Annotated in this window: 15 protein-coding genes; 7 read left to right on the plus strand and 8 right to left on the minus strand. The window is 62.2% G+C overall.

From position 1 onward, the window contains the following. Positions 1 to 112 precede the first annotated feature (112 nt). The 4 genes from EWV35_RS10025 to EWV35_RS10040 all read left to right on the plus strand — a co-directional run bounded on the left by EWV35_RS10025 (position 113) and on the right by EWV35_RS10040 (position 5,694). A complete protein-coding gene (locus tag EWV35_RS10025; RefSeq protein WP_129661431.1) occupies positions 113 to 343 on the plus strand; it encodes a glucose PTS transporter subunit EIIB in 231 nt (76 codons plus the stop codon). A 17-nt stretch (positions 344 to 360) separates the two neighbouring features. Continuing rightward, positions 361 to 1,107 (plus strand): GntR family transcriptional regulator, encoded by a 747-nt coding sequence (locus EWV35_RS10030; protein ID WP_202976081.1) that lies wholly within the window; start codon positions 361 to 363, stop codon positions 1,105 to 1,107. A gap of 71 nt (positions 1,108 to 1,178) precedes the next feature. After that, the gene (locus tag EWV35_RS10035) at positions 1,179 to 4,970 is read left to right on the plus strand and encodes a TM0106 family RecB-like putative nuclease (protein WP_129661437.1); all 3,792 of its coding nucleotides are present in this window, start codon (positions 1,179 to 1,181) and stop codon (positions 4,968 to 4,970) included. After that, a complete protein-coding gene (locus EWV35_RS10040) occupies positions 4,963 to 5,694 on the plus strand; it encodes a hypothetical protein (RefSeq protein WP_129661441.1) in 732 nt (243 codons plus the stop codon). The genes EWV35_RS10035 and EWV35_RS10040 overlap by 8 nt, the downstream gene beginning before the upstream one ends. Here the strand turns inward: EWV35_RS10040 and nagA are convergent. Then, positions 5,657 to 6,877 carry an N-acetylglucosamine-6-phosphate deacetylase gene (gene nagA / locus EWV35_RS10045; protein ID WP_165168510.1) on the minus strand — a complete coding sequence of 407 codons (1,221 nt, stop codon included), beginning with the start codon at positions 6,875 to 6,877 and terminating at the stop codon, positions 5,657 to 5,659. The genes EWV35_RS10040 and nagA overlap by 38 nt on opposite strands. 4 nt (positions 6,878 to 6,881) lie before the next feature. Further along, the gene (locus EWV35_RS10050) at positions 6,882 to 7,586 is read right to left on the minus strand and encodes a GntR family transcriptional regulator (RefSeq protein WP_165168512.1); all 705 of its coding nucleotides are present in this window, start codon (positions 7,584 to 7,586) and stop codon (positions 6,882 to 6,884) included. 135 nt (positions 7,587 to 7,721) lie between these two features. Here EWV35_RS10050 and nagB point away from each other — a divergent pair, with 135 nt between their 5' ends. Then, positions 7,722 to 8,501 (plus strand): glucosamine-6-phosphate deaminase, encoded by a 780-nt coding sequence (nagB, locus tag EWV35_RS10055; RefSeq protein ID WP_129661450.1) that lies wholly within the window; start codon positions 7,722 to 7,724, stop codon positions 8,499 to 8,501. 193 nt (positions 8,502 to 8,694) lie between these two features. Here nagB and EWV35_RS10060 read toward each other — a convergent pair whose 3' ends face one another. The 4 genes from EWV35_RS10060 to EWV35_RS10075 are packed head-to-tail and all read right to left on the minus strand — an operon-like array spanning position 8,695 to position 13,692. After that, a complete protein-coding gene (locus tag EWV35_RS10060; RefSeq protein ID WP_129661453.1) occupies positions 8,695 to 9,387 on the minus strand; it encodes an N-acetylmannosamine-6-phosphate 2-epimerase in 693 nt (230 codons plus the stop codon). Positions 9,388 to 9,414: 27 nt separating this feature from the next. After that, complete coding sequence (locus EWV35_RS10065; RefSeq protein ID WP_129661456.1) at positions 9,415 to 10,404, minus strand: ROK family protein; 990 nt, start codon at positions 10,402 to 10,404, stop codon at positions 9,415 to 9,417. Continuing rightward, on the minus strand, positions 10,401 to 11,324 hold the full coding sequence (locus tag EWV35_RS10070) for a dihydrodipicolinate synthase family protein (protein WP_129661459.1): 924 nt from the start codon (positions 11,322 to 11,324) through the stop codon (positions 10,401 to 10,403). Before EWV35_RS10070 ends, EWV35_RS10065 begins: the two co-directional genes overlap by 4 nt. A 25-nt stretch (positions 11,325 to 11,349) precedes the next feature. Continuing rightward, positions 11,350 to 13,692: a sialidase family protein gene (locus EWV35_RS10075; RefSeq protein ID WP_129661462.1), complete on the minus strand. Its 2,343-nt coding sequence runs from the start codon at positions 13,690 to 13,692 to the stop codon at positions 11,350 to 11,352. Positions 13,693 to 13,926: 234 nt separating this feature from the next. On the opposite strand from EWV35_RS10075, the gene EWV35_RS10080 reads away from it, so the two are divergent. Together EWV35_RS10080 and EWV35_RS10085 are read left to right on the plus strand one after the other, a co-directional pair. After that, a complete protein-coding gene (locus EWV35_RS10080) occupies positions 13,927 to 15,417 on the plus strand; it encodes an MFS transporter (RefSeq protein ID WP_129661465.1) in 1,491 nt (496 codons plus the stop codon). 90 nt (positions 15,418 to 15,507) lie between these two features. Then, complete coding sequence (locus EWV35_RS10085) at positions 15,508 to 18,027, plus strand: exo-alpha-sialidase (RefSeq protein ID WP_165168514.1); 2,520 nt, start codon at positions 15,508 to 15,510, stop codon at positions 18,025 to 18,027. A gap of 111 nt (positions 18,028 to 18,138) precedes the next feature. Here the strand turns inward: EWV35_RS10085 and EWV35_RS10090 are convergent, their stop codons facing one another. Both EWV35_RS10090 and EWV35_RS10095 read right to left on the minus strand, forming a co-directional pair. Next, complete coding sequence (locus tag EWV35_RS10090) at positions 18,139 to 18,948, minus strand: ATP-binding cassette domain-containing protein (RefSeq protein WP_129661471.1); 810 nt, start codon at positions 18,946 to 18,948, stop codon at positions 18,139 to 18,141. Then, on the minus strand, positions 18,945 to 21,008 hold the full coding sequence (locus EWV35_RS10095) for a dipeptide/oligopeptide/nickel ABC transporter permease/ATP-binding protein (protein WP_129661474.1): 2,064 nt from the start codon (positions 21,006 to 21,008) through the stop codon (positions 18,945 to 18,947). Before EWV35_RS10095 ends, EWV35_RS10090 begins: the two co-directional genes overlap by 4 nt. Positions 21,009 to 21,010: the final 2 nt, after the last annotated feature.

The following is a 21,010-nucleotide window of genomic DNA, read 5'->3' on the forward strand; positions in this document are numbered from 1 at the left end:
GCGGTTGTGTCGATGGAGCGCAGTCGGTACGCTCAAGTCAACTGTTTATAACCAGTGGTTCTGATCACTGTGAGGCACAAGGAATTGCTTGTCAAGAGCAAGGAGGAATTCAATGTTTGACCCGGAAAAGCTTCTGGAAGCGCTCGGGGGTGCGGATAATATCGAGGACATCGAGGGCTGCATCACTCGTTTGCGCACCGAGGTCGAGGACTCATCCGTCGTCGACCAGGCCGCGCTCAAAGCCATGGGAGCCCACGGTGTGGTCGTCTCGGGTGGCATGGTTCAGGTCGTCGTCGGTCCCGAGGCGGAGAACTTGGCCGAAGACATCCAGGATCTGCTGTAGCGGAAGCGATCGCAGAGGTGGTTCACAAGCATGAACAGGTCAGGTCGGAACTGCGTGACCTGGCACGGAACGAGTTGTCCCCAGGAGATGCCCTACCTGGCGAACGGCAGCTGGAAAAGCAGTTCGGCGTTTCCCGCATCACGATCCGACGTGCCGTCGCGGATCTCGTGGCCGAAGGCGTACTGGTGCGCATCCACGGCAAAGGGACTTATGTTTCCCATGGGCGCGTTCGTTCCAATCTGCACCTGGCTTCCTTCACGGAGGACATGAAACGCGCAGGGCTGGAACCGTCGACGAGGATTCTTCTGGCCGAACGCAGGCAGGCCACGCCGAGGGCAGCGGAGTTCTTCGGGCTGGACGACGGTGAAGAGACCCTGTGCGTCAAAAGGCTCCGGCTTGCGAATCAAGCCCCGGTCAGCGTGGACGAATCGTGGATGCGACCGGAGCTGACCGACCTTCTGCTTGCCAAAGACCTGAGCCAATCCCTGTATTCGCATTTGTCCGGGACGGAGTTCGCGGTCAGCACCGCCGAACAGACCGTGGAAGCCGCCGCGGTAGATCCTGATCTGGCTCAAATCCTGGACGTGGAGGCGGCGGCACCCGTCCTGCTTTTCCACCGATACACCTTTGCCCGCGGAGAACACGGGCCGCTTCCACTCGAATACTCGATTTCGACGTACCGTTCGGATCGGTATCAGATTTCGATGAGTCTGGAGCTGGACCAAACCGGGCTTTCCGGTCAGAATGAGGCCGCCTCCGCTTAACTTGTCAGTCACTCCCCGTACCCTGTATTCAACGCCCCGAGCGATGCCGGAGGCGGAACCAGGAGGTGGCTGTGTTCTTCGTCGATACCCCGGACCAATCTGCCGGGGGCTCTTATCGTTCCTTGGTCTACTCTGCTTCGGATTTGGTCCGCGCCGCGGAATGTCCGTGGGCCACAGTGCACATCTTGGAAGAAAAGCTGGGCCGCCTGCCCCGCTTCCGGGCCCCGGAGGATGCGATGCTCGAGCGCACCTCCAGGTTGGGAGATCAGCACGAGGCCGCGGTGCTGCAAGACATGATCGCTCAGTACGGGCGTTTCGAGCGGAGGATCGGCCGCGGGGTCTATGAGGTCGAGCCGGCCGGGACCCTGGACCGTGAGATCCTTCTTCGAAAGCACCAAGAATCCATTGCGGCTCTGCGTCTGGGCGCTGACGTCGTTTTTCAGGCATCTTTCTTCGACGGCCGGTTCCATGGCCGTTCGGATTTCCTCGTCCGTGAGGCCGATGGTAGATACGCCGTCTTCGACACCAAACTGGCTCGTCACGCAAAGGTCACCGCATTACTGCAGCTCGCCGCATATGCGGACCAACTGGCGCAGGCGGGAATCCCTGTCTCGGATACAGTCACGTTGGTACTCGGCAACAGGGAACGGGCGTCATTTGGTGTCGGGGAGTTCATGGCGGTTTACCAAGAGCGCAGGGATCGCTTCGAGTCGCTGACTCAGGAGCGCATGAATCCATCAGCCGCTCCGCTCGACTGGTGGGACGAGGCCCTGCCCCGTTGCGGCAAGTGTCCGCACTGTCTTGTCGAGATCGAGGAGCACCAGGACGTCCTGAAGGTTGCGGGGATGTCCCTGACCCAGCGCAAAAAACTGCGCCAACGCTACGACGTACGCACCATGACGGACTTAGCGGGTCTGAACGGACGAGACCTTCCCGCTCCTGTTCGCTCCGCTCGGGACCAGGCGGCGATGCAATGCGGGCTGTCCGTCCCGGACAAGACCGTGACATATACGGATGCGGAAGGACTCCAGCAGAGCGTTTCCTATCTGGTCACTTATTCTGCGCCCCTGACTAGGATCCCGGCCGCCAACCCCGGGGACATATTCTTCGATTTCGAGGGCGACCCCATGTGGCAGGATCCTGATGATTCTTCATGGGGCATCGAGTACCTTTTCGGTCTCATCGAGACACCGCTCGACCCTGCTGAAGAACCCGTGTTCGTACCGTTCTGGGCGCACTCCCGGAAAGAAGAGAAGCAGGCTCTGCTCGATTTTCTGCAGTACGTCAGCGAACGTCGGCAGCGTTATCCCGGTATGAAGATCTATCACTATGCCAATTACGAGAAACGTGCACTGCGAGATCTCGCGGCCCGGCACGGCGTCGGGGAGGAAGAAGTCGACGACCTCCTTCGCGAAGAGGTCCTTGTGGATCTCTACGAATCCGTCCGCGCGAGTTTGCGCATTTCGCAGGGCTCATATTCGATCAAGAAGTTGGAACCGCTCTACATGGGCGATCAACTCCGCATGGGGGACGTCACCAACGCCGCGGCGTCGGTCGTGGCCTACGCCGATTATTGCTTGGCTCGCGATACGGGCGAGGACGAGCATGCGAGATCCATTCTGAGTTCGATCAGCGACTACAACCGTTACGATTGCCTGTCGACTTTCGAACTCCGCAATTGGTTGCTCTCTCTCGTCTCCCGCTCCGCGACTGAGGAACTCAGCCGGCCGCCCCAACTGCCCGGGGCTCAGGTCGAACCGGAAACGATCGAGTCCGCGCGCGAGACACCCGTCGAATCATCGCTGAACCACTTCGTGGAGACGGCCACGCCCGAGTCCACTGGGCTCGCTCCGGAGGAACTGAGGGACACGGTCCGTGCGGTCGCCATGGTTTCCAGCGCTACCGGTTATCACCGGCGCGAACGCAAACAATTTTGGTGGGCTCACTTCGACCGGCTCACGGCTCCCGTTTCGGATTGGGAGTCGCAGCGGGACGTCGTGGTCTTCGAGCGGATGGGTGTGGAAGAGGACTGGCACAAGGCTTCGACCCGGTCGAAGGTCGAAAAGCGAGTTCTCGCCGGGACGGCCCGCCTCGCGGAGGGTTCTGGCCTGAAGCCCGGAGACTCAGGGCTGTTCGCTATGTACGAAGCTCCGCTGCCACCCTATTTGGAGAACAAGGCGCTCGAAGCGCAGCAACGCATCGAGGCTCGGTCCGGAAGGCAACGAACGGTCGTTTCGCGCGCCAGCGATGCTCGGCTGACCGTGGAATCCTTGGAGCCCGGTTCCTCCCCTGGGCTGGTCCGCATCCGGATGATCGAGTCCCGTCCTCAAGGCACGGAGCCCTTCGACCACATTCCAATGGCGTCGACCCCCTCGGCGCCCATTCGCACTGCGGCCCAGGAAGATTCGCTCGCGGCTCTCGCGGAGGAGGTCGACGCGGCCCTCCCCCATTTACCTCGGGCAGCGGGATTGGACATCCTGGCGCGCAGGCGGCCACGGCTTGTCGGCGGGGCACCCCTTCCACGAGCAAACGACCCGGGCTTGGGAGACGGGAAGATCCCCATGGCAGATGCGATCCACGCGGCGGTCTCACGGCTGGACGACTCCTACATCGCGGTCCAGGGGCCGCCCGGAACCGGGAAATCGTACGTGGGATCTCATGTGATCGGACGTCTGGTGACCGAGGGGTGGACTATTGGCGTGGTCGCCCAGTCACACGCCGTCATCGAGAATCTGCTGCGTGGCTGCATCACCAACGGAAGCGTCCCCGCGGCGGCCATCGCCAAGGCCAAGAAGACACGCCCGCAAGGAGATGCGACTTCGCCTCTCGTTCCTTGGCGGGAAATCTCGCCCAAGGAGATTTCCTCATTCCTGGCGGAAGCGACGTATCCCGACTCGGGTCCAGGCGAGGGGCGGGTGTACGGCGGCACGGCCTGGGACTTCGCGAACCAAGACCGCTTTGCCCCGGGGAGCTTGGACCTCCTCGTCATCGACGAGGCTGGGCAGTATTCCCTGGCCAATATGCTGGCCGTATCCCGGGCCGCGCGCAACATGCTTCTGTTGGGCGATCCCCAGCAATTGCCTCAAGTCACCCAGGGAAGTCATCCGTATCCGGTCGACGAATCAGCTTTGGGTTGGCTCTCCGCGGGCGAACGCACCCTGCCACCCGAATTCGGGTACTTCCTCGACTCGTCATGGCGAATGCATCCACAGCTGTGCGCCCCGGTCTCCAAGCTGTCGTACCAGGGCAGGCTTGAGTCCGCGCATGCTGCGACTCGACGGGTGCTGACAGATACCCGCCCCGGCGTGTATCGTCTCGACGTTCCACACGTGGGGAATGCGACGTCCTCCCCGGAGGAAGCTCACCAGGTCGTGGGACTCGCGAGACAATTCATCGGAAGGGGCTGGAGTGATGCGCCGGACCAAGCGCTCAGGCCGTTGGAACCTGAGGATGTCCTCGTCGTGGCTGCCTACAACGCCCAGGTGGAGGTCATTCGTGACGCCCTGGAAAAAGAGGGGCTTTCGCATCCGGATGAAACGGGGGTCCGGGTGGGCACCGTTGATGGGTTTCAAGGCCAGGAAGCGCCGATAGTCATTATTTCAATGGCGGCTTCTTCTGCCGAAGAAGTGCCTCGGGGGATGGATTTCCTCTTGTCACCCAACCGACTCAACGTAGCCGTCTCCCGAGGACAATGGGCGGCGGTGATCGTCAGCTCCCCCAGCCTCACAGATTATTGGCCGACCAGCCCCGAATCGCTGTCGATTCTCGGCGGTTTCACGGCCCTTCGTCGGGAGGCCGCACGATGGAACGAACTTCCGCTCTCAGGGAGCACGCGGGACAAAGAAGGGATGATCCATGAATAATAATCTAGAACCCCACGGACACAACCAGGAGGAAGGGATGATAAACATCAACCCGAGTTTTAAAGCCCGGACTCCCTACATCTTCCATTTCGACGAGCAGACGGTCGTCTTGGGGGATCCCGAGTACCTGAAACAGGTTGAGACGTTCCTTCTCACTGCGGACCTGGCGACGCGCACCACCTACTGGGACACGGACGAGGAAGACCCCCTCGACTTCGACCCGGATCCCGAGCCCGAAGACATGAACAGCGTCGGCATTGAAGGCGACGAGCGGGTCTTCTGGAACGCCATCGAATCGGCGATTTTCCAACAGACCGAATGGCCCGAGGGCGAGGACGCCGTGGTGTACGCACCTCACGTGCCCGAGTGGTTGTCCCATGCTCAGTCATGGTATTTCGATCCCGTGTGCCCCCCACTGGGCCCGGGCGGACCTGGCGGTTGGGTTCGACGTCGTTCCGTGGACGGCCGCGGTTATCCGGTGGGCCTGTTCCAACTCACCGAAGCGGATTCCTTCTGGGTCTTCGCGGCCGAAGACGATCTCTCCGACATCATGGAACTCTGCCGGTCCCTTGCCCGCTTCCGGATCGGTTTCGACCAGGTCACGCCGTACATTGGGCCGGATGACTCGGTCGGTTCCTTGGCCCTGCCCATAGAATGCCGGGATGCTCTCCAGGAAGAGCTCATGATCAGGGGCGTGGACGTCGAATCGATGTTCTGGGAATGAGGTTCCGGACCGGCACCAGATCCGTGTCCAGGAGCCGAAGCTGCAGACCGTCACCCCATGGGGTCAGTCCCACGGCTCTGGCTGGCCGGGTCGAGGCCGCCGTCAACGCCTCATCTACGTCGATACCGGCCCTGACCACGGTGCGCACCGCCTGGTCCATGGTCAGCGTCGAACCCGCAATGGCGCCTTGGCTGCCATCCGAGGTGGTCAGCCGAGCGATGCCGTCGTCCACCCGCACGTCCAAGGAACCGAGCCGGTAGTCGCCATCGGATTGCCCGGTGGCGGACATCGCATCGGTAATGAGCACGACCCGTCCGGGCAAGGACCGAAACAACATCGCGATCACCTCGGGGGCGACGTGCACCCCGTCAGCTATGACCTCGGCGACCACATGCGGTGACTCCATCGCGGCAACCACGGGACCGGGGTGCCTGTGGTGGATGCCGTTCATGGCGTTGAATGCATGCGTCAGAATCGACGCGCCGGCGTCGAAAGCCCGGCGCGCGGTCTCGTAGTCGGCGTCCGTGTGACCCACGGCCACGCGAACGCCCTGGTCCACGAGGAACCTGGTCACCGCGAGGCCCTCGTCCATCTCAGGAGCAAGGGTGACCTGGCGCAAATACCCGTCGGCCGCGTCGAGGAGGCGTTGGGCCTGGTCCAGCGTTGCCGGTTGGAGGTAATCCCGCCGGTGTGCGCCCTTGTGCGACGGCGAGAGCCACGGCCCCTCGGCGTGGATCCCTTCCAACCGCAAACCGGTGGGAATGCCTTCGCCTGTCGAGATCGCCCGGGCCACGCGCCGGAAAGATTCCTCCAGCTGGCCCACCGGGTTGGCGACGAACGAAGCCAACGCCCGCCCGGTCCCCTGATCCTTGTGCACCGACAACGAAGTCGGCAAACTCTCGGGGTCCTCGTACGCGAATCCCCCCGCGCCGTGACAATGGATGTCAGTAAACGGGGCTGTCAAGAACATGCCCGACGCATCGAATGGTCGCGACGCAGTCGCGCTTCGGGTGTTCTGATGGTACGAGTCCCCCAGGCCACCGCGAACCGGGACGCCGGCGTCGTCGCACTCGACCCATACCGGCCCGGCCCCCGTCGTCAACGCCTCGGCCGGGACACCGGCAAAAACTGGCACGTCCCTTAGGGTTTCGGTTGGACGCGCGTTGTGGATCACAATATTCATGACTTCAGTCCTTCGATTCGCGGACGACGCTGAGGTCGAATCCGTACCGGTCCGCGCGGTAGGTCGTCTCTGTGCATTCGACAAGCCGTCCCAGAGCATCACGAGCTTGTCGCTCGACGCGGAGCGCTGCTGCACCGACCGGTTGCGACAGCAGGGTGGCTTCCTCGAACCCGAGGTTGACGGCCCGGATCGACTGATCCGCGAATTCCACGCGGTGGCCCCGGCGCGATAGCTGCTCGTCGAGCGAACCACCAGGATCGGGCAGGATGCCGCCAAAAAACGTCAGGGGAATGCACGCCAGCTCGAGCGCCATAGGCAGGCCATCCGCGAGTCTCAACCGGTGGATGCGTGCCAGATCCTCCCCCACGGCCACATTCAGCCGCTCGGCCAGGTCCTCGTCCGCCGCGACGACGTCGTTGCCGAGGGTCTCGCTCGACGGCCGGTGCCCCCGCTCATCCATGTCCTCCGAGAACGAGGTCAGCCTCAGGCCCTTGCGAATCACGCTGGGGTCCGCGATATAGGTACCGGAACCGCGGACCGAGTACACCGCGCCCGAGGCAATCAGATGCGCAATGGCCCGACGCACGGTTGCCCGGCTCACGCCGTACTCCTCCTGCAAAGACCGCTCGGTCGGCAGCACCTGGTGCGGTTCACCCGCAGCGACGACGTCGGTCTCCAGAGCGGCCGCCAGCGACAGGTACTTCGGCACGATCGTTGCATTCCTTGCGGCCGCCATCGAACACCACCCATCGATTGAATATTGGTACGCACCAAACATACACGGATCATTCAATGAGGAATATTGGTCCGTACCAATTTGGATGAAACACGGTAGAGTGAAGACATGGAAATCATCGTTGCTGCTGATCCCGAAGCCGTCGGCCACGTTGCGGCGCATCGCATCGCCCAACTCGTTCGGAGGAAGCCGAATGCGGTTCTCGGTGTCGCGACCGGTTCGAGCCCCGTCCCCACTTACCAGGCACTCGAAAAAAGGGTGCGCGACGGCCTGGACGTGTCCCGGGTCAGCGCTTTTGCCCTGGATGAATACGTCGGCCTGACCGAGGGCCACCCCCAGAGCTATGCTGAGGTCGTGCGAAGGGACGTGACGGAGAGGCTCGGGCTCGACCCCGAGCGGGTGCACGTGCCGAAGGGCCACGCAGAGGATGTGCCTGCGGCCTGCGAGGAGTACGAGGACGCGATTCGTTCCGCCGGGGGCGTCGATCTTCAGATTCTGGGCATCGGAAGCAACGGGCACATCGGCTTCAACGAGCCAAGTTCCTCGCTCTCGGGCAGGACCCGCGTCAAAACCCTCACGCCCACCACACGGCGGGACAATGCCCGCTTCTTTGACGACGACCTCTCCAAGGTGCCTACCCACTGCATCACCCAGGGCATTGGCACGATTCTGGACGCCGACGTCGCACTGCTCGTCGCTTCGGGCGAGGGCAAGGCCGACGCCGTGGCGGCCATGGCCGAGGGCCCCGTGGGCGCGTTCTGCCCAGCCACCGCGTTACAAATGCATCGCCGCGCGGTCGTCGTCGTGGACGAAGCCGCGGCGTCCAAGCTCAAGAACCGAGAGTACTACGACTTCGTCAGGGACAACCGGCCGATCTGGCAGCTCTGACGAGCGGCGGTGACACGAGTCGGTGGGGTTTGCCGACCGCGTGAAACGCGCATTTCCCGCCCAGACGCACCTCGTGCCGGAGCTGCTATGCCGGAGGTGCCACACCGAGGCCCCCCCATGCCTCGAACGTATCGGGGCCAGCCCCTCAAGGTCACCCACCCCCAGCCTCCGGGCTAGACCCTCACCCCCTGGGTCAGTCCGTGGCGGGCAGGGCGTCGACAAACCACGAGGTGATGCTGGCCGGATGCGTGATCGCGGTTCCGACGACCACCGAGTCGGCCCCAGCGGCCAGAGCCGAGGATGCCTGAACCGGAGTATGGATGCGGCCTTCGGCGATCAGCATTCGGCCGGTTTCGGCCGCCGCAATCCGTTCGATGAGTTCCAAATCCGGCCCATCGGTCTTGAGTCGTTCACCCGTGTATCCCGCGAGGGTTGTACCGAGAACATCGGCCCCGGCGTCGACCGCTGCCAGAGCGTCGTCGAGGGAGCCGCAGTCGGCCATGACGGTGGCCCCGGTCTGCTCGTGGATCGCCTCGATCGTCTCGCGCAGACTACGGCCATCCGGCCGGTCCCGTCGCGTCCCGTCCAGCGCCACGATGTGCGCGCCGGCCTGGGCAACGGCAAGGGCGTGATGCAGAGTCGGTGTGATGAAAACTCCCTCGTGACCGTCCTTGAACAGCCCGATGACGGGCACCTCCACGGCCGATCTGGCGTACTGGATGTCCGCCAGGCCCTGGACCCTGACGGCCGCGGCTCCGCCGATCACGGCCGATTGCGCAACCTGGGCCATGGTCCTCGGGTCCCGCATGGGTTCTCCGGGGTAGGCCTGCGCGGAGACGATGAGACGTCCCCGAAGACCGGCCAGCTGTTCGTTGGTAAGGAGCATGGATTCCTTTCCGCCCGGAGGCAATTCTCAGGTTGAAGGCTCGGCAGGGTTCCGATCCGACCAGGCCAGCGACGCCGCGCCCAGCAATGCCGCCAAGTCTGCCGAGGAGGCAGCGACCGGCCGCGTGGTGATCCCTGGCAGGCGGACCTTCAGGAAGGATTCGATCATGGGTTCCCACCACAAAGGTCCCGACGCCCCCAGGCCGCCGGAAAGCACGAGCTCGTCCGGGTCGATCATGTTGACTATCCCGGCGAGGAAGGTGCCGGCGATTTCCGCCGAGACCCGGATGACTCGGCGCGCGGCGGTGTCCTCGTCTGCCAGCGCGAACACGTCACGGGCGGTGCCGACGTCGGCGCGTCCCCCGGCGCTCCGATAGGCAGAGGCGAATGCGATGCCGCCGCACGCGTTCTCGAGAATCATGTGCTCGGGCGTCTTCGAGCCGGCCGCGAAGAGCTCGGCGTCGGGGTGGTGCGGCAACGGGGTCATGCCCACGTGACCGGCGACGAAATGCTTGCCAACCTGCGGCTTCCCGTCGATGAGCATGGCCCCGCCCACGCCTGTTCCGAACGCCACCAGGAACATCGTCCCCTCGGTCGCCATGCCATGATTATTCCGGTACATGGCTTCGCCCAACGCATGCGCGTGGACGTCGTTGACGGGACGGACGGTCGTGATGGGTCGGCCCGGCACGTCCTCCAACCGGGCGGCGAGCTCGTCGGACAACGCGGTTCCGGTCCAGTTACGAATATTCGGCGTCGCCGAGACCACGCGGCCGGTATACGGGTCGATGACACCCGCCGAGCCAATGCCCAGAACAGGACGGACCTCGATACCGCGTTCGCGTGCCTCGTCGAGCAGGGTTCTGGACACCGACGCCGCGGTGGCCAGGACTGCAGCCGCTCCGCTCTGGGCCGGCGTAGGCTCGGCCGCCTGCCCCAGAATTTCTCCCGTGGCGGTGATGAGCGCTCCCGCCGTCTTCGTTCCACCCAGGTCGAGGGCGACCGCGGCGTGGGTCATAGGAGTCCGGTCCTTTCCAAAATCGTACGAATCGAAGCGGCTTCCTGCTCGTTGAGCGCCGCCATCGGCTTGGACATTCTATTCGACGAAATCACGCCCAGTTCGACCAGCGCGGTCTTGAATGCGCCCAGGCCCGCGGCACCGCCGGAGACACGATTCGAATCCGCACACCCGACGATCCTGAACAGGTCCGCCAGTCGATCCTGCTCGCGGCGTGCGGCCTCCCAGTCTCCCGAGACGGCCGCCTCGTACAGTCGAACGTAACCGGCGGGATCCACGTTGCCCAGACCGGGCACTATGCCGTCAGCACCGGAGAGCATCGCACCGTCGCACACGATCTCGTGCCCGGTGAATAGCGAGAATCCTTCGATGTCGCGCGTCGCGAGCGCGAGCTGCCGGAAGGCAACGTCGTCGTTGGACGAATCCTTGACGCCGACGATCGTTCCTTCCTGTGCCAGCTGTGCGAGCAGGTCCGCGGTCAGCGGGATATGGGTTCTCACCGGAACGTTGTAGGCGAAGACCGGAACGTCCACCGCGTCCCGCACCATACGGAAGTGATCGAGGATCTCGTTCTGGTTGGTGATCACGTAGTACGGGCTGGAGGCGACGACGGCGTCCGCGCCGAAGTTGCTCATCCGCCGCGCTTCCTCGGCTACGCGAACGCCCGTCTGATCGTTGGCGCCCACGATCACGGGCACCGCACCGTTGGCGAATTCTGCGGTCAGTGCAACGACCGTGCGCCGCTCGTCGTCGCTCAGGTAGGGGGTCTCGGCGGAGGAACCGAGCATGAACAGCCCGTGCACTCCTCCGTCGATCAGGTGGCGAACGACCTTTTCGAGGCCGTTGCGGTCGATCTCCCCGTCGTTGGTTCGAGGGGTGACGACGGGCGGGATAACGCCGTGGAAACGGGGGTTGCTCATGTGTTCTCCTTAGGGGTAGGTCTCGTTAAAGCGAGATCAGGGATTGGCGCGACTCTTCGAGCCAAGACAACGGAATGCGGGTGAAGTAGATGCCGTGCCATTCCCTCTCCCACAACAGCCCGATCGATCCGTCGCTCAGTTGCGCCATGGATTGATAGACGTAGTGGCGGGGGTTGAACACTTTGTTGTGGGGCCAGGTTCGGCCGTCGTCGTAGGAAAGCCGCAGTACCCCGCAGCCTCGGAACGGCAACAACTGAGAGGCGTTCGCGAAGACGACGCCGCGGCCTTTCTCGGTCTTGAGCGCAACCGCATTGGGCTGGCTGAAGATCTCGGTCAGCTGAGGATCGAAGTCGACGGGTCCCCACGTCCGGCCGCCGTCTTTGCTCCGGGACCGAGCCACACGACCACTGCTGTTCTGATTGCGCATGAGCAGCACGAGGTCACCGCTCTCGGCCTCGAAGACAGTGGATTCGTGGAGGGAAGCAGCATCACAGCTCAGCGTCCTGGAATGGACGGTCTGTCCGTCGATCTCCCGGTCGTCATTCGGCGATTCGCCGAGGGACCAGGTGGCTCCGCCATCATCGGAGTACACGACCGCCGCGGAGAAGGTGATGTTCTCCTCGCGGTTGTAGTAAACGGGCATGACCAATCGGCCCGCGTGCGGCCCCTTCTCGATCTGGATCCCGGAGCCGGGGGACGTACCCAAGAAGCGCATCCATGGTTGCTTGACCTGCGGCGTGATGTCCACCGGCTCGCTCCAGGTCTCACCGTCGTCGTCGCTCGCAATCATCCAGAGGTAGCAGCTGGGAAGTGGGCGAAGCGGTGGGTTGCTCGTGTATGCCCAGACGTTGCCTTGATCCTCGCCGTCACGAAGAACCGTCCCGTCCTTTTGGACCCGGTATTCGGTGGGTGTTCCATCTTCTCGAAGAACTTTTCCGTCCTCCTGGAGATGGTATTCATCACCCTCAGCGTCTGTCAGGATCAGATGACCCGCGTCGTTGAAACCGGTGCCGAGCGCGGCATTCGGTTGGCCAACGCCACCGGGGAAATGGTCGATCAGGACGACTATCCTGCCGGTTGACCTGTCCTCAACCAACAAGGAATCGATGACCGATGCGCCTTCCGGGCCTTCACCTGGCGAAGAGATGACGGTTTGCAGGTCCTCCCACGTCTCGCCGTCGTCGAGGCTTCTGCGGATCACGAAATTGATGTGGTTCGGGCTGTCATTGGCTATGGCCGTCCGCTGATCCGCTCCGGCTATGAGCACGCCACTCTGCGTCCGCAGAAGAGATGGAATCCGGTAACTCACGGAACCGAGCATTCCCGTGTCGAAAAGTGCGTTCGTATCGAGAGGGTCGACCATCGAGAGTCTCTTGACTTGTGCATCGGAGAGGATTTGGTCGAAGACCATCGCGGTCGAGGCCTCACCGAAGAGTCGGGAGCCTCCGATGTCCATTCCCACGGCGACGATGTCGACGTCCGGGACATCGTGGAAGAAAGCAACGCCCGGCGCCCGACCGACCTGAAAACCGTCCACGTAGATGATGGTCGCGCCGTATCCGGAGGTCACAACGACGTCGTGCCACCCTCCGTCATCCCAATTGCCTGGGGCGACCACATCCACGAGCGCTCGACCACCGGCAACCACGCTGTAGCGCAAGTCCCCGGAATCGATCCGCAGGGTCACGGCATGCTTTTCCGGGTCTTGTGTCTCGGTGCCACCCTGGAGGATGACTCCGCCTTGGTGACGACCCCTCACCCGGAATCTGGCCCGCAGGGATCCGGCGGAAAGGCTGGCGCAGCGGCGGGCATCGCGATCCGCGAGCCTCTCTGCGGCGAACTCGACCAGAGGCCGCGTTTCTTCGGTACGCGCCAAGACCCCGCGCGGCGTCAGGATGTCGGAACGGATGATCAGGTGGGAGACTTCCGGCACTCCCTCCCGGCCCACCTCGAGGCATCCAAGCTCACCAAGCCCCGCAAAGAAGCTTGTATCGGTTGCGGTGAAGAGCTCGTACCCGTCCAGGAAGATGGAGGTCCCGCTGGGCCCGACCACGACGGCGACGTCGTGCTCCCGTCCGTCATTGAGCCGGTCAGCATCTTCGGCATCGAGGAAGGACGAGACCTTGCCGTCAACGGTCACACGGCGAATCAGGCGATTCCGCTCGATCACCAATTCCCACTCCGCGCTCTCATCGGCAGCGCGCGCCGACAGCAACGTGCCGTCGACGAGTGTCGCGAACTTCAGCAGAATCGTTCCCTTGCTGAGCCCCTGCAGCGGATCCAGCCGCTGAGCCATCGCACGATTGATGTCGGCGCAGGAACCGGCTTCGTCCACCAGAACCCCGCTGCCGTACAGCGATGCTTCCATGACAATTCCTCCGTTTAAAGAAGCTTTCAATAGGGTGCCCTCCAACACATAGGACATCCTATGACTGCACTCTAACACCTCGTTTAACACCGGCAAGAGGATGCCCTTCCGAGCCCAAGTTGGATATTGACCCGGCTCACTCAACCTGCTATTTTCACCCGTAGGACGTCCTACCTATGACTGACATCTCATTCGCGGCCGGCTGACGGCCTTCAAAGCAAGGATCTCTTGGTCATGAGTTCTCCTCATACTTCGCCTCATACTTCCCCTCGGACCGGGAAACGTTGGTGGCAGCACCTCAGCGCACAGGACAGGAAATCGTTCTTCGCAGCGTGGCTTGGCGTTCTCCTGGACGGTTACGACTTCGTTCTCATCTCTTTCGCCCTTCCCGCGATGATCGAGACCTTCGACCTCACTCTCGTCCAGGGTGCTTCGTTAGTCTCCGCGGCCTTCATTACCCGCTGGCTCGGTGGGCTCGTTCTGGGTGCCGTCGGTGACAAGTTCGGCAGGCGCCCGGCTATGGTCGTCTCAATCCTCATGTTCGCTATTGCTTCCATAGGCATGGCTTTCGCCCCGAACTACTGGTTCCTCTTCGTCTTCCGTCTCATCATCGGGTTTGCCATGGCGGGCGAGTACTCCGCCTCGGCCGCATACGTCATCGAGTCATGGCCCAAGCACATGCGCAACAAGGCCTCCGGTTTCCTGCTGTCCGGATACGCCTTCGGCGTCGTCCTCGCGGCCCAGGTCGACAAGTACCTCGTGCCCTGGGCCGAGCAGTTCGGTCACGGCTGGGGATGGCGGGCCCTGTACCTGACGGGCATTGTTCCCATCGTCGTCGCTATCTACATGCGCCGTTCTCTCCCCGAAGCCAAGGATTGGGAGGAATCCAAGAAGACAGGAACGACCAAGGAAGCCGACATGCTCACGACGCTGTTCGGCGGCCCGAAGAAGTTCCTCAACCTCCTCGGCACCGTGGCGGCTGCGGTCTCCCTCCTGCTCATTTTCGCCGGCTTCGGGCTTCCCAGGTATGCCGTGATCCTTCTGGCCGCTGTGTCGGCCGCGGTCTTCATCGCCTTCATCATCCAGTTCGACAAGAAGCGCTGGGCCACCGGGATAGGCATTGTCCTGACGGTCTTCGCGAGCTTCATGTACACCTGGCCGATTCAGGGTCTATTGCCGACATACCTCAAGGGAGTTGGCATGGACCCGAACGTGGTGGCCAATATCGTCACCATCGCGGGCTTGGGCAATGCCCTTGGCTATATCGTGGCCGGTTTCGCGGGGGACACCGTCGGCATGCGCCGCTGGTACGCCATCAGCCTGACCATCTCCCAGGTCCTCGTGTTCCCCCTGTTCCTGCAGAACGGCAAGTACGTGGTCCTGGTCGGGATTCTGCTTTTCTTCAACCAGATGTTCGGTCAGGGCATCTCCGGGCTCCTGCCCAAGTGGGTTTCCAGCTACTTCCCGGTCGAGAAGCGAGCGGCCGGCTTGGGCTTCACCTACAACGTGGGCGCCCTGGGTGGCGCGGTCGGCCCGATTCTCGGTGCGAGCCTGGCGGATAAGTTCTCCCTGGGCACCGCCCTGGCGGTGCTCTCCGTGGGATTCGCCCTCTTCGTCATCCTGTCCATCTGGCTGAACCTGCCCCGTAGGGCCCAGTCGGCCGTATCGGCTGAGAGCGTTCGCCCGGAAGACGGAAACGACGAAATCATCGCTACCACGGCCTGACTCGTCGACTCACGTCTGATCCCCATTTCTTCACCACTTCATCTCCTCATGCCTCGGTGTTGCACAAAAACTCCCGAGGGAAGGAACATCATGAACCCACCTGTGAATCGCCGACAATTCTTTGCCGGAGGGGCAGCGGTAGCTTGCCTCGCTCTGATGCCAACACCCAGCCTGGCCGAATCTGCCGAAGAAACGGCTCCCGGATTCCCCATGGAATTCGATGGGAAGTCTTTCCACGATCTCGCGGCGGCCAAGGACAATTTCACTGTCAGACCGATGACGCTGAGCATTCAGTTCAAGACTTCGCCCGGCTCCGGTGGCACGCTCCTGAGTGCAGGAGACAGCGGCTCCCCGGACATCTGGAAGTTGGGAATCGACAGCGGCCACGTCGTCATCTCCGAATCTTCGTCAGGCAAGAAAACCGAGGGACGCTTTCCCGTGCCTTCGGATCGGCGAGGAGAGTTGGACGACGGCAATCTTCATTGGGTCACCCTACGGTGTGAGGAATCAGGAACCTCGCTCTACGTGGATGGCCAATGGGCCCATGCGTTCACACGGGATTACTCGCTGTTCGCATGGGGTAATCCAAACGTACTCACCGCTGGTGCCGTCAGGAATCGAAGTAGCGCGAGCGAGTTTTTCACTGGTTCGATACGGGCGATCTCATGCACCCCGACTGCTCTGACCGATGAAATTATCGCCGCCCGCTGCACGCTACCGGACACGAAGAGCAAGTGGACCCCCTTCCTGGCCTATTCGGCCTCCGCGCCACTGGTCAACCGCTTCACTGAGGTTCCGGGGCTCCAGTCGTGGGACAAAGGAACGGTGTTCGCGGAATTCAGCACCACGAGCTCAGGCACCATGGCAATCATGAGCTTGGGAGACACCCGGGCCGAATCTACGGACTTTTGTCTGGCCCTCAAGGATGGGCAACTTGTCGTGGAGCACCGGTCCAAAGGCACGAACAACATGAAGTTCACCGTTGCCTCCCAGCTCAACGACGGGAAGAGGCACTCCGTGTGTGCTGCTGTTTCCGAACGCGGCACCCGTATTTACATCGATGGCTCAGAAGTTGAGCGCCACTCGCACCACAGTTTCGCTTCATCTCTCGACGACTTGAATGGACTATGGATTGGCGGGAATACGGATATTCACGGCGAGGAATGGAAATTCACCGGCCGCATTGGAAGAGTCAAGATCTTCCCTTGGGCGCTCACGTCGCAGCAGATCGCAGGCTTGGCGGAACAACCGGTGATCAGCGCCCAAGCCCTCTTCGACAAGGGGTATGCCGGCTCATCGAATTACAGGATTCCCGCTCTCACCATGACGAGCGCCGGTACTTTGATCGCCGTAGCCGACCAACGCACTTCGAACCCGATGGACAGCCCCAACCACATTCAGACGACCTGCCGTCGCAGTACCGACGGCGGTCGAACGTGGTCCGCGCTTCAGACAATTCTGCCCCAGCCAGGCGCCGGCCGGGCTGGGGCATCAGCGATCGACTCCACAATTGTGCAAGATTCCAGGTCTGGAAAACTGGTGGCTGTCATCGATCGATTCCCCGGAGGTTTTGGACAAGGAAACTGCGCACCGGGAACCGGGTACGACGAAAATGGGCTCAAGATCCTTTTTGACCAGGCCGGAGAAGAATTCCGTTTGCATGACGACGGTTCCGTGACCAGGAAAGACGGGTCGGCAACCAGCTACAGAGTCGCAGGGGATGGCTCCGTGACACGAGACGGAGCTGATAAGGGCAATATTCACCTGCCGAAAGAAGCCACCGCCCTCGGAGGGTTGTTCGAGCACGAAACGTCGTATCTCGTGATGGTGACCAGCAGCGACGACGGCCAGTCCTGGGGCAATCCGAAGGACATCACTCATCAGGTCAAAGAGCCGTGGATGAGATTTTTGGGGACGGGCCCTGGAAGCGCGATTCAACTCACGGCGGAGAAGAACCGAGGCCGCATCGTTGTTCCGGTCTACTACAACAACGCGAAGTCTATGGCTGGTATCTATTCCAGCGCAGTCATCTACACGGACGATGCCGGTGCCACCTGGCACCGGGGAAAGTCCCCCAACGACGGTCGCGTGGTCAACGGAACAACGATTTCCTCGGAAACGCTGAACACGATGTCACTCGCGACTCACGAACCTTCGGTCGCGGAAAGGGCTGACGGAACGCTGGTGATGTACATGCGCAACAGGGCCCCGGGTGGGAAAGTGCTCTCTTCGCGCAGCTCCGACGGTGGCGAGACTTGGGATGTGCCGACACCGGTAGACAACGTGCCCGATATTTTCTCTCAACCCAATCTGATCAACGGCAAGGATCCGAGCTCCGGCGAGAGCCGCATGTTCTTTTCGAACGCCAGCAAGACCTTCCCCGGTGAGGACGGGAGAAACACGCGGGGACGCGGTGTCATCCGAATGTCGGTCGACGATTCCGCGACCTGGGGCCGGAACAGGGTCTTCCGGGCCAATAACTATGTATATTCCAGCATGATTCAGTTCCCGGATGGCGATCTTGGCTTGCTCTGGGAATTGGAGTGGGACGGTATCTACTTCTCTCGGATCCCTTATCGATGGATCGCGGACTATCCCGTCGTGAGATAAGCCCAGCCGCAGGCTGGCACGGCAATGCGCCCGCTCGAAGGAATTCTTCGAGCGGGCGCTTGTCTCATTGTCCTCAGAAGACCACCAGGTTCGCCGTAGCGGGTTCGGCCCTCAGCTCAGAAACGTCGGAGCTGCCTTCAACAAATTCACTGTGTATTCGGAGGACGGATTGCCCAAGACATCCTCCGCAGACCCTTGCTCGACGGCCTTCCCCTTGGTCATGACCAAGAGATCGTCGGATATATGGCGGACGGTCTGAATATCGTGGGAGATGAAGACCATTCCCAGATTGAGCTCTTTCTTCAGGTCGATGAGGAGGTTGAGCACCTGAGCGCGGACGGAGACGTCCAGGGCGCTCGTGGGCTCGTCGGCCACGATGACCTCCGGGTCGAGGGCGAGCGCTCGGGCGATGGCCACGCGCTGCCGCTGACCGCCCGAGAGCTGGGCGGGTACGGCTTCGGCCGCCGAGGTCGGAAGCCCGACCAGATCGAGCAGCTCGTACACACGGTCCGATCGGCTGGATGTGGGCCCCATCCCATGCACGTCCATGGGATCTTTGACGATATCGTGCGTGGTCATTCGGGGATTCAACGCGGTCGAGGCGTTCTGGAAGATCATGGTGACGGCTTTGCCGAATTTCTTGCGATCCGCGGCCCCCGTGCCCACGGGCTTTCCGCGGTACAGCAACTCACCGCCCGTGGGCTCTTGCAGACCCACGATGACGTTCGCGAGGGTCGTCTTACCCGATCCGGATTCCCCGACTATGCCTACGGTACGACCGCTCAGGACGTCCAGGGAGATTCCGTCGACGGCTTTGACGACGTTGCGCTTGAACAGGGACCCGGTGCGCGTCGTGAAGTGGACCTTCAGGTCCTTAAGGGACAGAACGGCTTCGTCCGTCCGGGATGCCGTGGCACTCATGAGTCAGCTCCTTGAATGATTTTGACGGTAGCGGATCCGTTCCTGGGAGCGTTGGTCGCCCAGTAATGATCCGATCCGTCGATCTGCTCCATATGCAGGGGCGCCAGCGGATTGGCGTCGGGTCTTTGCGATCTGGGAGCGAATCGGTCGCCGGGCGCGAATTCGCGCGGGCTGGGAACGGTGCCGGGGATTTGGTAAAGGCGTTCGGCCGACGACTCGATGGACAGAACCGAACCGAGCAGACCCTGCGTGTACTCGTGGCGAGGATCGGACAGGACCTCCGTCGTGCTGCCGGTTTCGACGACCTGGCCCGCATACATGACCGTCACACGGTGGGCCAGGGACCCAACCAGAGCGAGATCATGGCTGACGAAAATCATCGCGAAGCCGAGCTGCTTCTGCAGGTCGAGCAACAGGTCGATCACCTGGCGCTGCACCGTTACGTCAAGGGCTGTCGTCGGCTCGTCCGCGACGACGAGCTTGGGCGAACGGGACAATGCCATTGCGATGAGCACGCGTTGCCGCTGTCCACCGGATAACTCGTGGGGGTAGCTCTTGAGCGTCCGATCCGGGTCCAGCTGCACGAGCCGCAAGAGTTCATTCGGCTTCATGCGTCCGCCGCGCTTGGTCAGTTGCTCCATCTGATCCTTGATGAGCATCGAAGGGTTCAGGGAGGACAAAGCGTCCTGGTAGATCATGGCGATCTGTTCTCCACGGAGTCCGGCAAAGGTGCGGTCCAGGGCTTGCTGACCCGGTTTGGAAGGCACCAGCTCCTTCCCGCTGAAGAGGATAGATCCGGTGACGACCGCGTTGTTCGCCTGAAGACCCATGATGGCCAAAGAGGTAATCGATTTACCCGACCCGGATTCCCCGACCAGTCCCATCGTTTCGCCCGGTGCGACAGAGAAACTGAGATCACGAACGACCTTGGTGTCCCCGTATCTGTCAGGGAAGGAAATCGAGAGGTCCTTGACCTCCAACAACGGCTTCGCATGGGGATCGGGAGTGAACCGATCGCCCCGCCGTGATTCTGCGGCCGCCAGAGCCGCAAGCTGCTCGTCCAGCAAAGACTTGCCGCGGGGGCTGACCGTCTGGATGTTCGACGTCGGGACGGCCCGTGAGGACTCCGGCGCAAAAATGGCTTCGGTCCTGGGTTGGGCCGTTTCGCTGCGGGGCGAGGTCGCTTCCGAGGAGGCCGCTTGGGCTCGCAACCGCGGATTGGCCATCGCATCGGTCATTCCCTCGGACAGAACGTTCAGGGCGAGGACCGTCAGCAAGATCGTGATACCGGCGAAGGTCGTGGCCCACCACGCACCCGCAAGGACCACATTTCGCCCGTAGGAAATGACATTTCCCCAGCTAGGATCCGGGTCTTGGATGCCCGCTCCCAAGAATGAAAGCGATGCCTCGAAGATGATGGCATCCGCGACCATGACCGTTGCAAAGACCAGGACGGGAGCCGCGCTGTTGCGAAGCACGTGTTTGGTCAGAATGAATGCGCGCTTCGCCCCGATGATGCGCTCCGCGCGGACGTAGTCCTCATTCCACTGGGTCAGGATATTGGCGCGTACCACCCTGGCCAGCTGAGGTGTATAGATGATCGCGATCGACAGGATGATCACGGGAACCGAATTGCCCATCGTGGACAGGAGAACGGCGGCGAGCGCGATACCGGGGAACGCCATGATGACGTCCATGATTCGCATGATCCCCTCGTTGACCCAGCGACGTCCCGTCGCGGCGATGGCCCCGAGGATACCGCCAAGGACCAGAGCCAAAGCGACCGAGCCCAAACCGATGACGAGTGAGCTGCGGGCACCGTAGAGCAGACGAGAGAAAATATCCCGATTGAGCCGGTCCGTGCCGAACAGGTGGTCCCAGCTGGGGCCCTGAGGAACTCCCGCTCCGGTCTGCAACGGGTCGTGTGGTGCGAGGAGTGGGGCGAAAATCGCGGCGAGCGCTATCAGGATCAGAAATACTGTGGCGACCTTCGATCCCCATGGCATCCTGCGGAATCGAATCCCGGGCTGGGAGAGTCGGTCGGCGAGCTTGAATCTCATGG

Origin of the sequence: Rothia uropygialis (genome assembly GCF_004137765.1) — a bacterium.
Taxonomy (GTDB): domain Bacteria; phylum Actinomycetota; class Actinomycetes; order Actinomycetales; family Micrococcaceae; genus Rothia.

Excerpts from the sequence above, each read along its gene's own strand:
- EWV35_RS10025 (WP_129661431.1), top strand. The coding sequence starts at position 113 with ATGTTTGACCCGGAAAAGCTTCTGGAAGCGCTCGGGGGTGCGGATAAT.
- EWV35_RS10040 (WP_129661441.1), top strand. The coding sequence starts at position 4,963 with ATGAATAATAATCTAGAACCCCACGGACACAACCAGGAGGAAGGGATG.
- nagA (WP_165168510.1), bottom strand. The coding sequence starts at position 6,877 with ATGAATATTGTGATCCACAACGCGCGTCCAACCGAAACCCTAAGGGAC.
- nagB (WP_129661450.1), top strand. The coding sequence starts at position 7,722 with ATGGAAATCATCGTTGCTGCTGATCCCGAAGCCGTCGGCCACGTTGCG.
- EWV35_RS10060 (WP_129661453.1), bottom strand. The coding sequence starts at position 9,387 with ATGCTCCTTACCAACGAACAGCTGGCCGGTCTTCGGGGACGTCTCATC.
- EWV35_RS10065 (WP_129661456.1), bottom strand. The coding sequence starts at position 10,404 with ATGACCCACGCCGCGGTCGCCCTCGACCTGGGTGGAACGAAGACGGCG.
- EWV35_RS10070 (WP_129661459.1), bottom strand. The coding sequence starts at position 11,324 with ATGAGCAACCCCCGTTTCCACGGCGTTATCCCGCCCGTCGTCACCCCT.
- EWV35_RS10075 (WP_129661462.1), bottom strand. The coding sequence starts at position 13,692 with ATGGAAGCATCGCTGTACGGCAGCGGGGTTCTGGTGGACGAAGCCGGT.
- EWV35_RS10080 (WP_129661465.1), top strand. The coding sequence starts at position 13,927 with ATGAGTTCTCCTCATACTTCGCCTCATACTTCCCCTCGGACCGGGAAA.
- EWV35_RS10085 (WP_165168514.1), top strand. The coding sequence starts at position 15,508 with ATGAACCCACCTGTGAATCGCCGACAATTCTTTGCCGGAGGGGCAGCG.
- EWV35_RS10090 (WP_129661471.1), bottom strand. The coding sequence starts at position 18,948 with ATGAGTGCCACGGCATCCCGGACGGACGAAGCCGTTCTGTCCCTTAAG.
- EWV35_RS10095 (WP_129661474.1), bottom strand. The coding sequence starts at position 21,008 with ATGAGATTCAAGCTCGCCGACCGACTCTCCCAGCCCGGGATTCGATTC.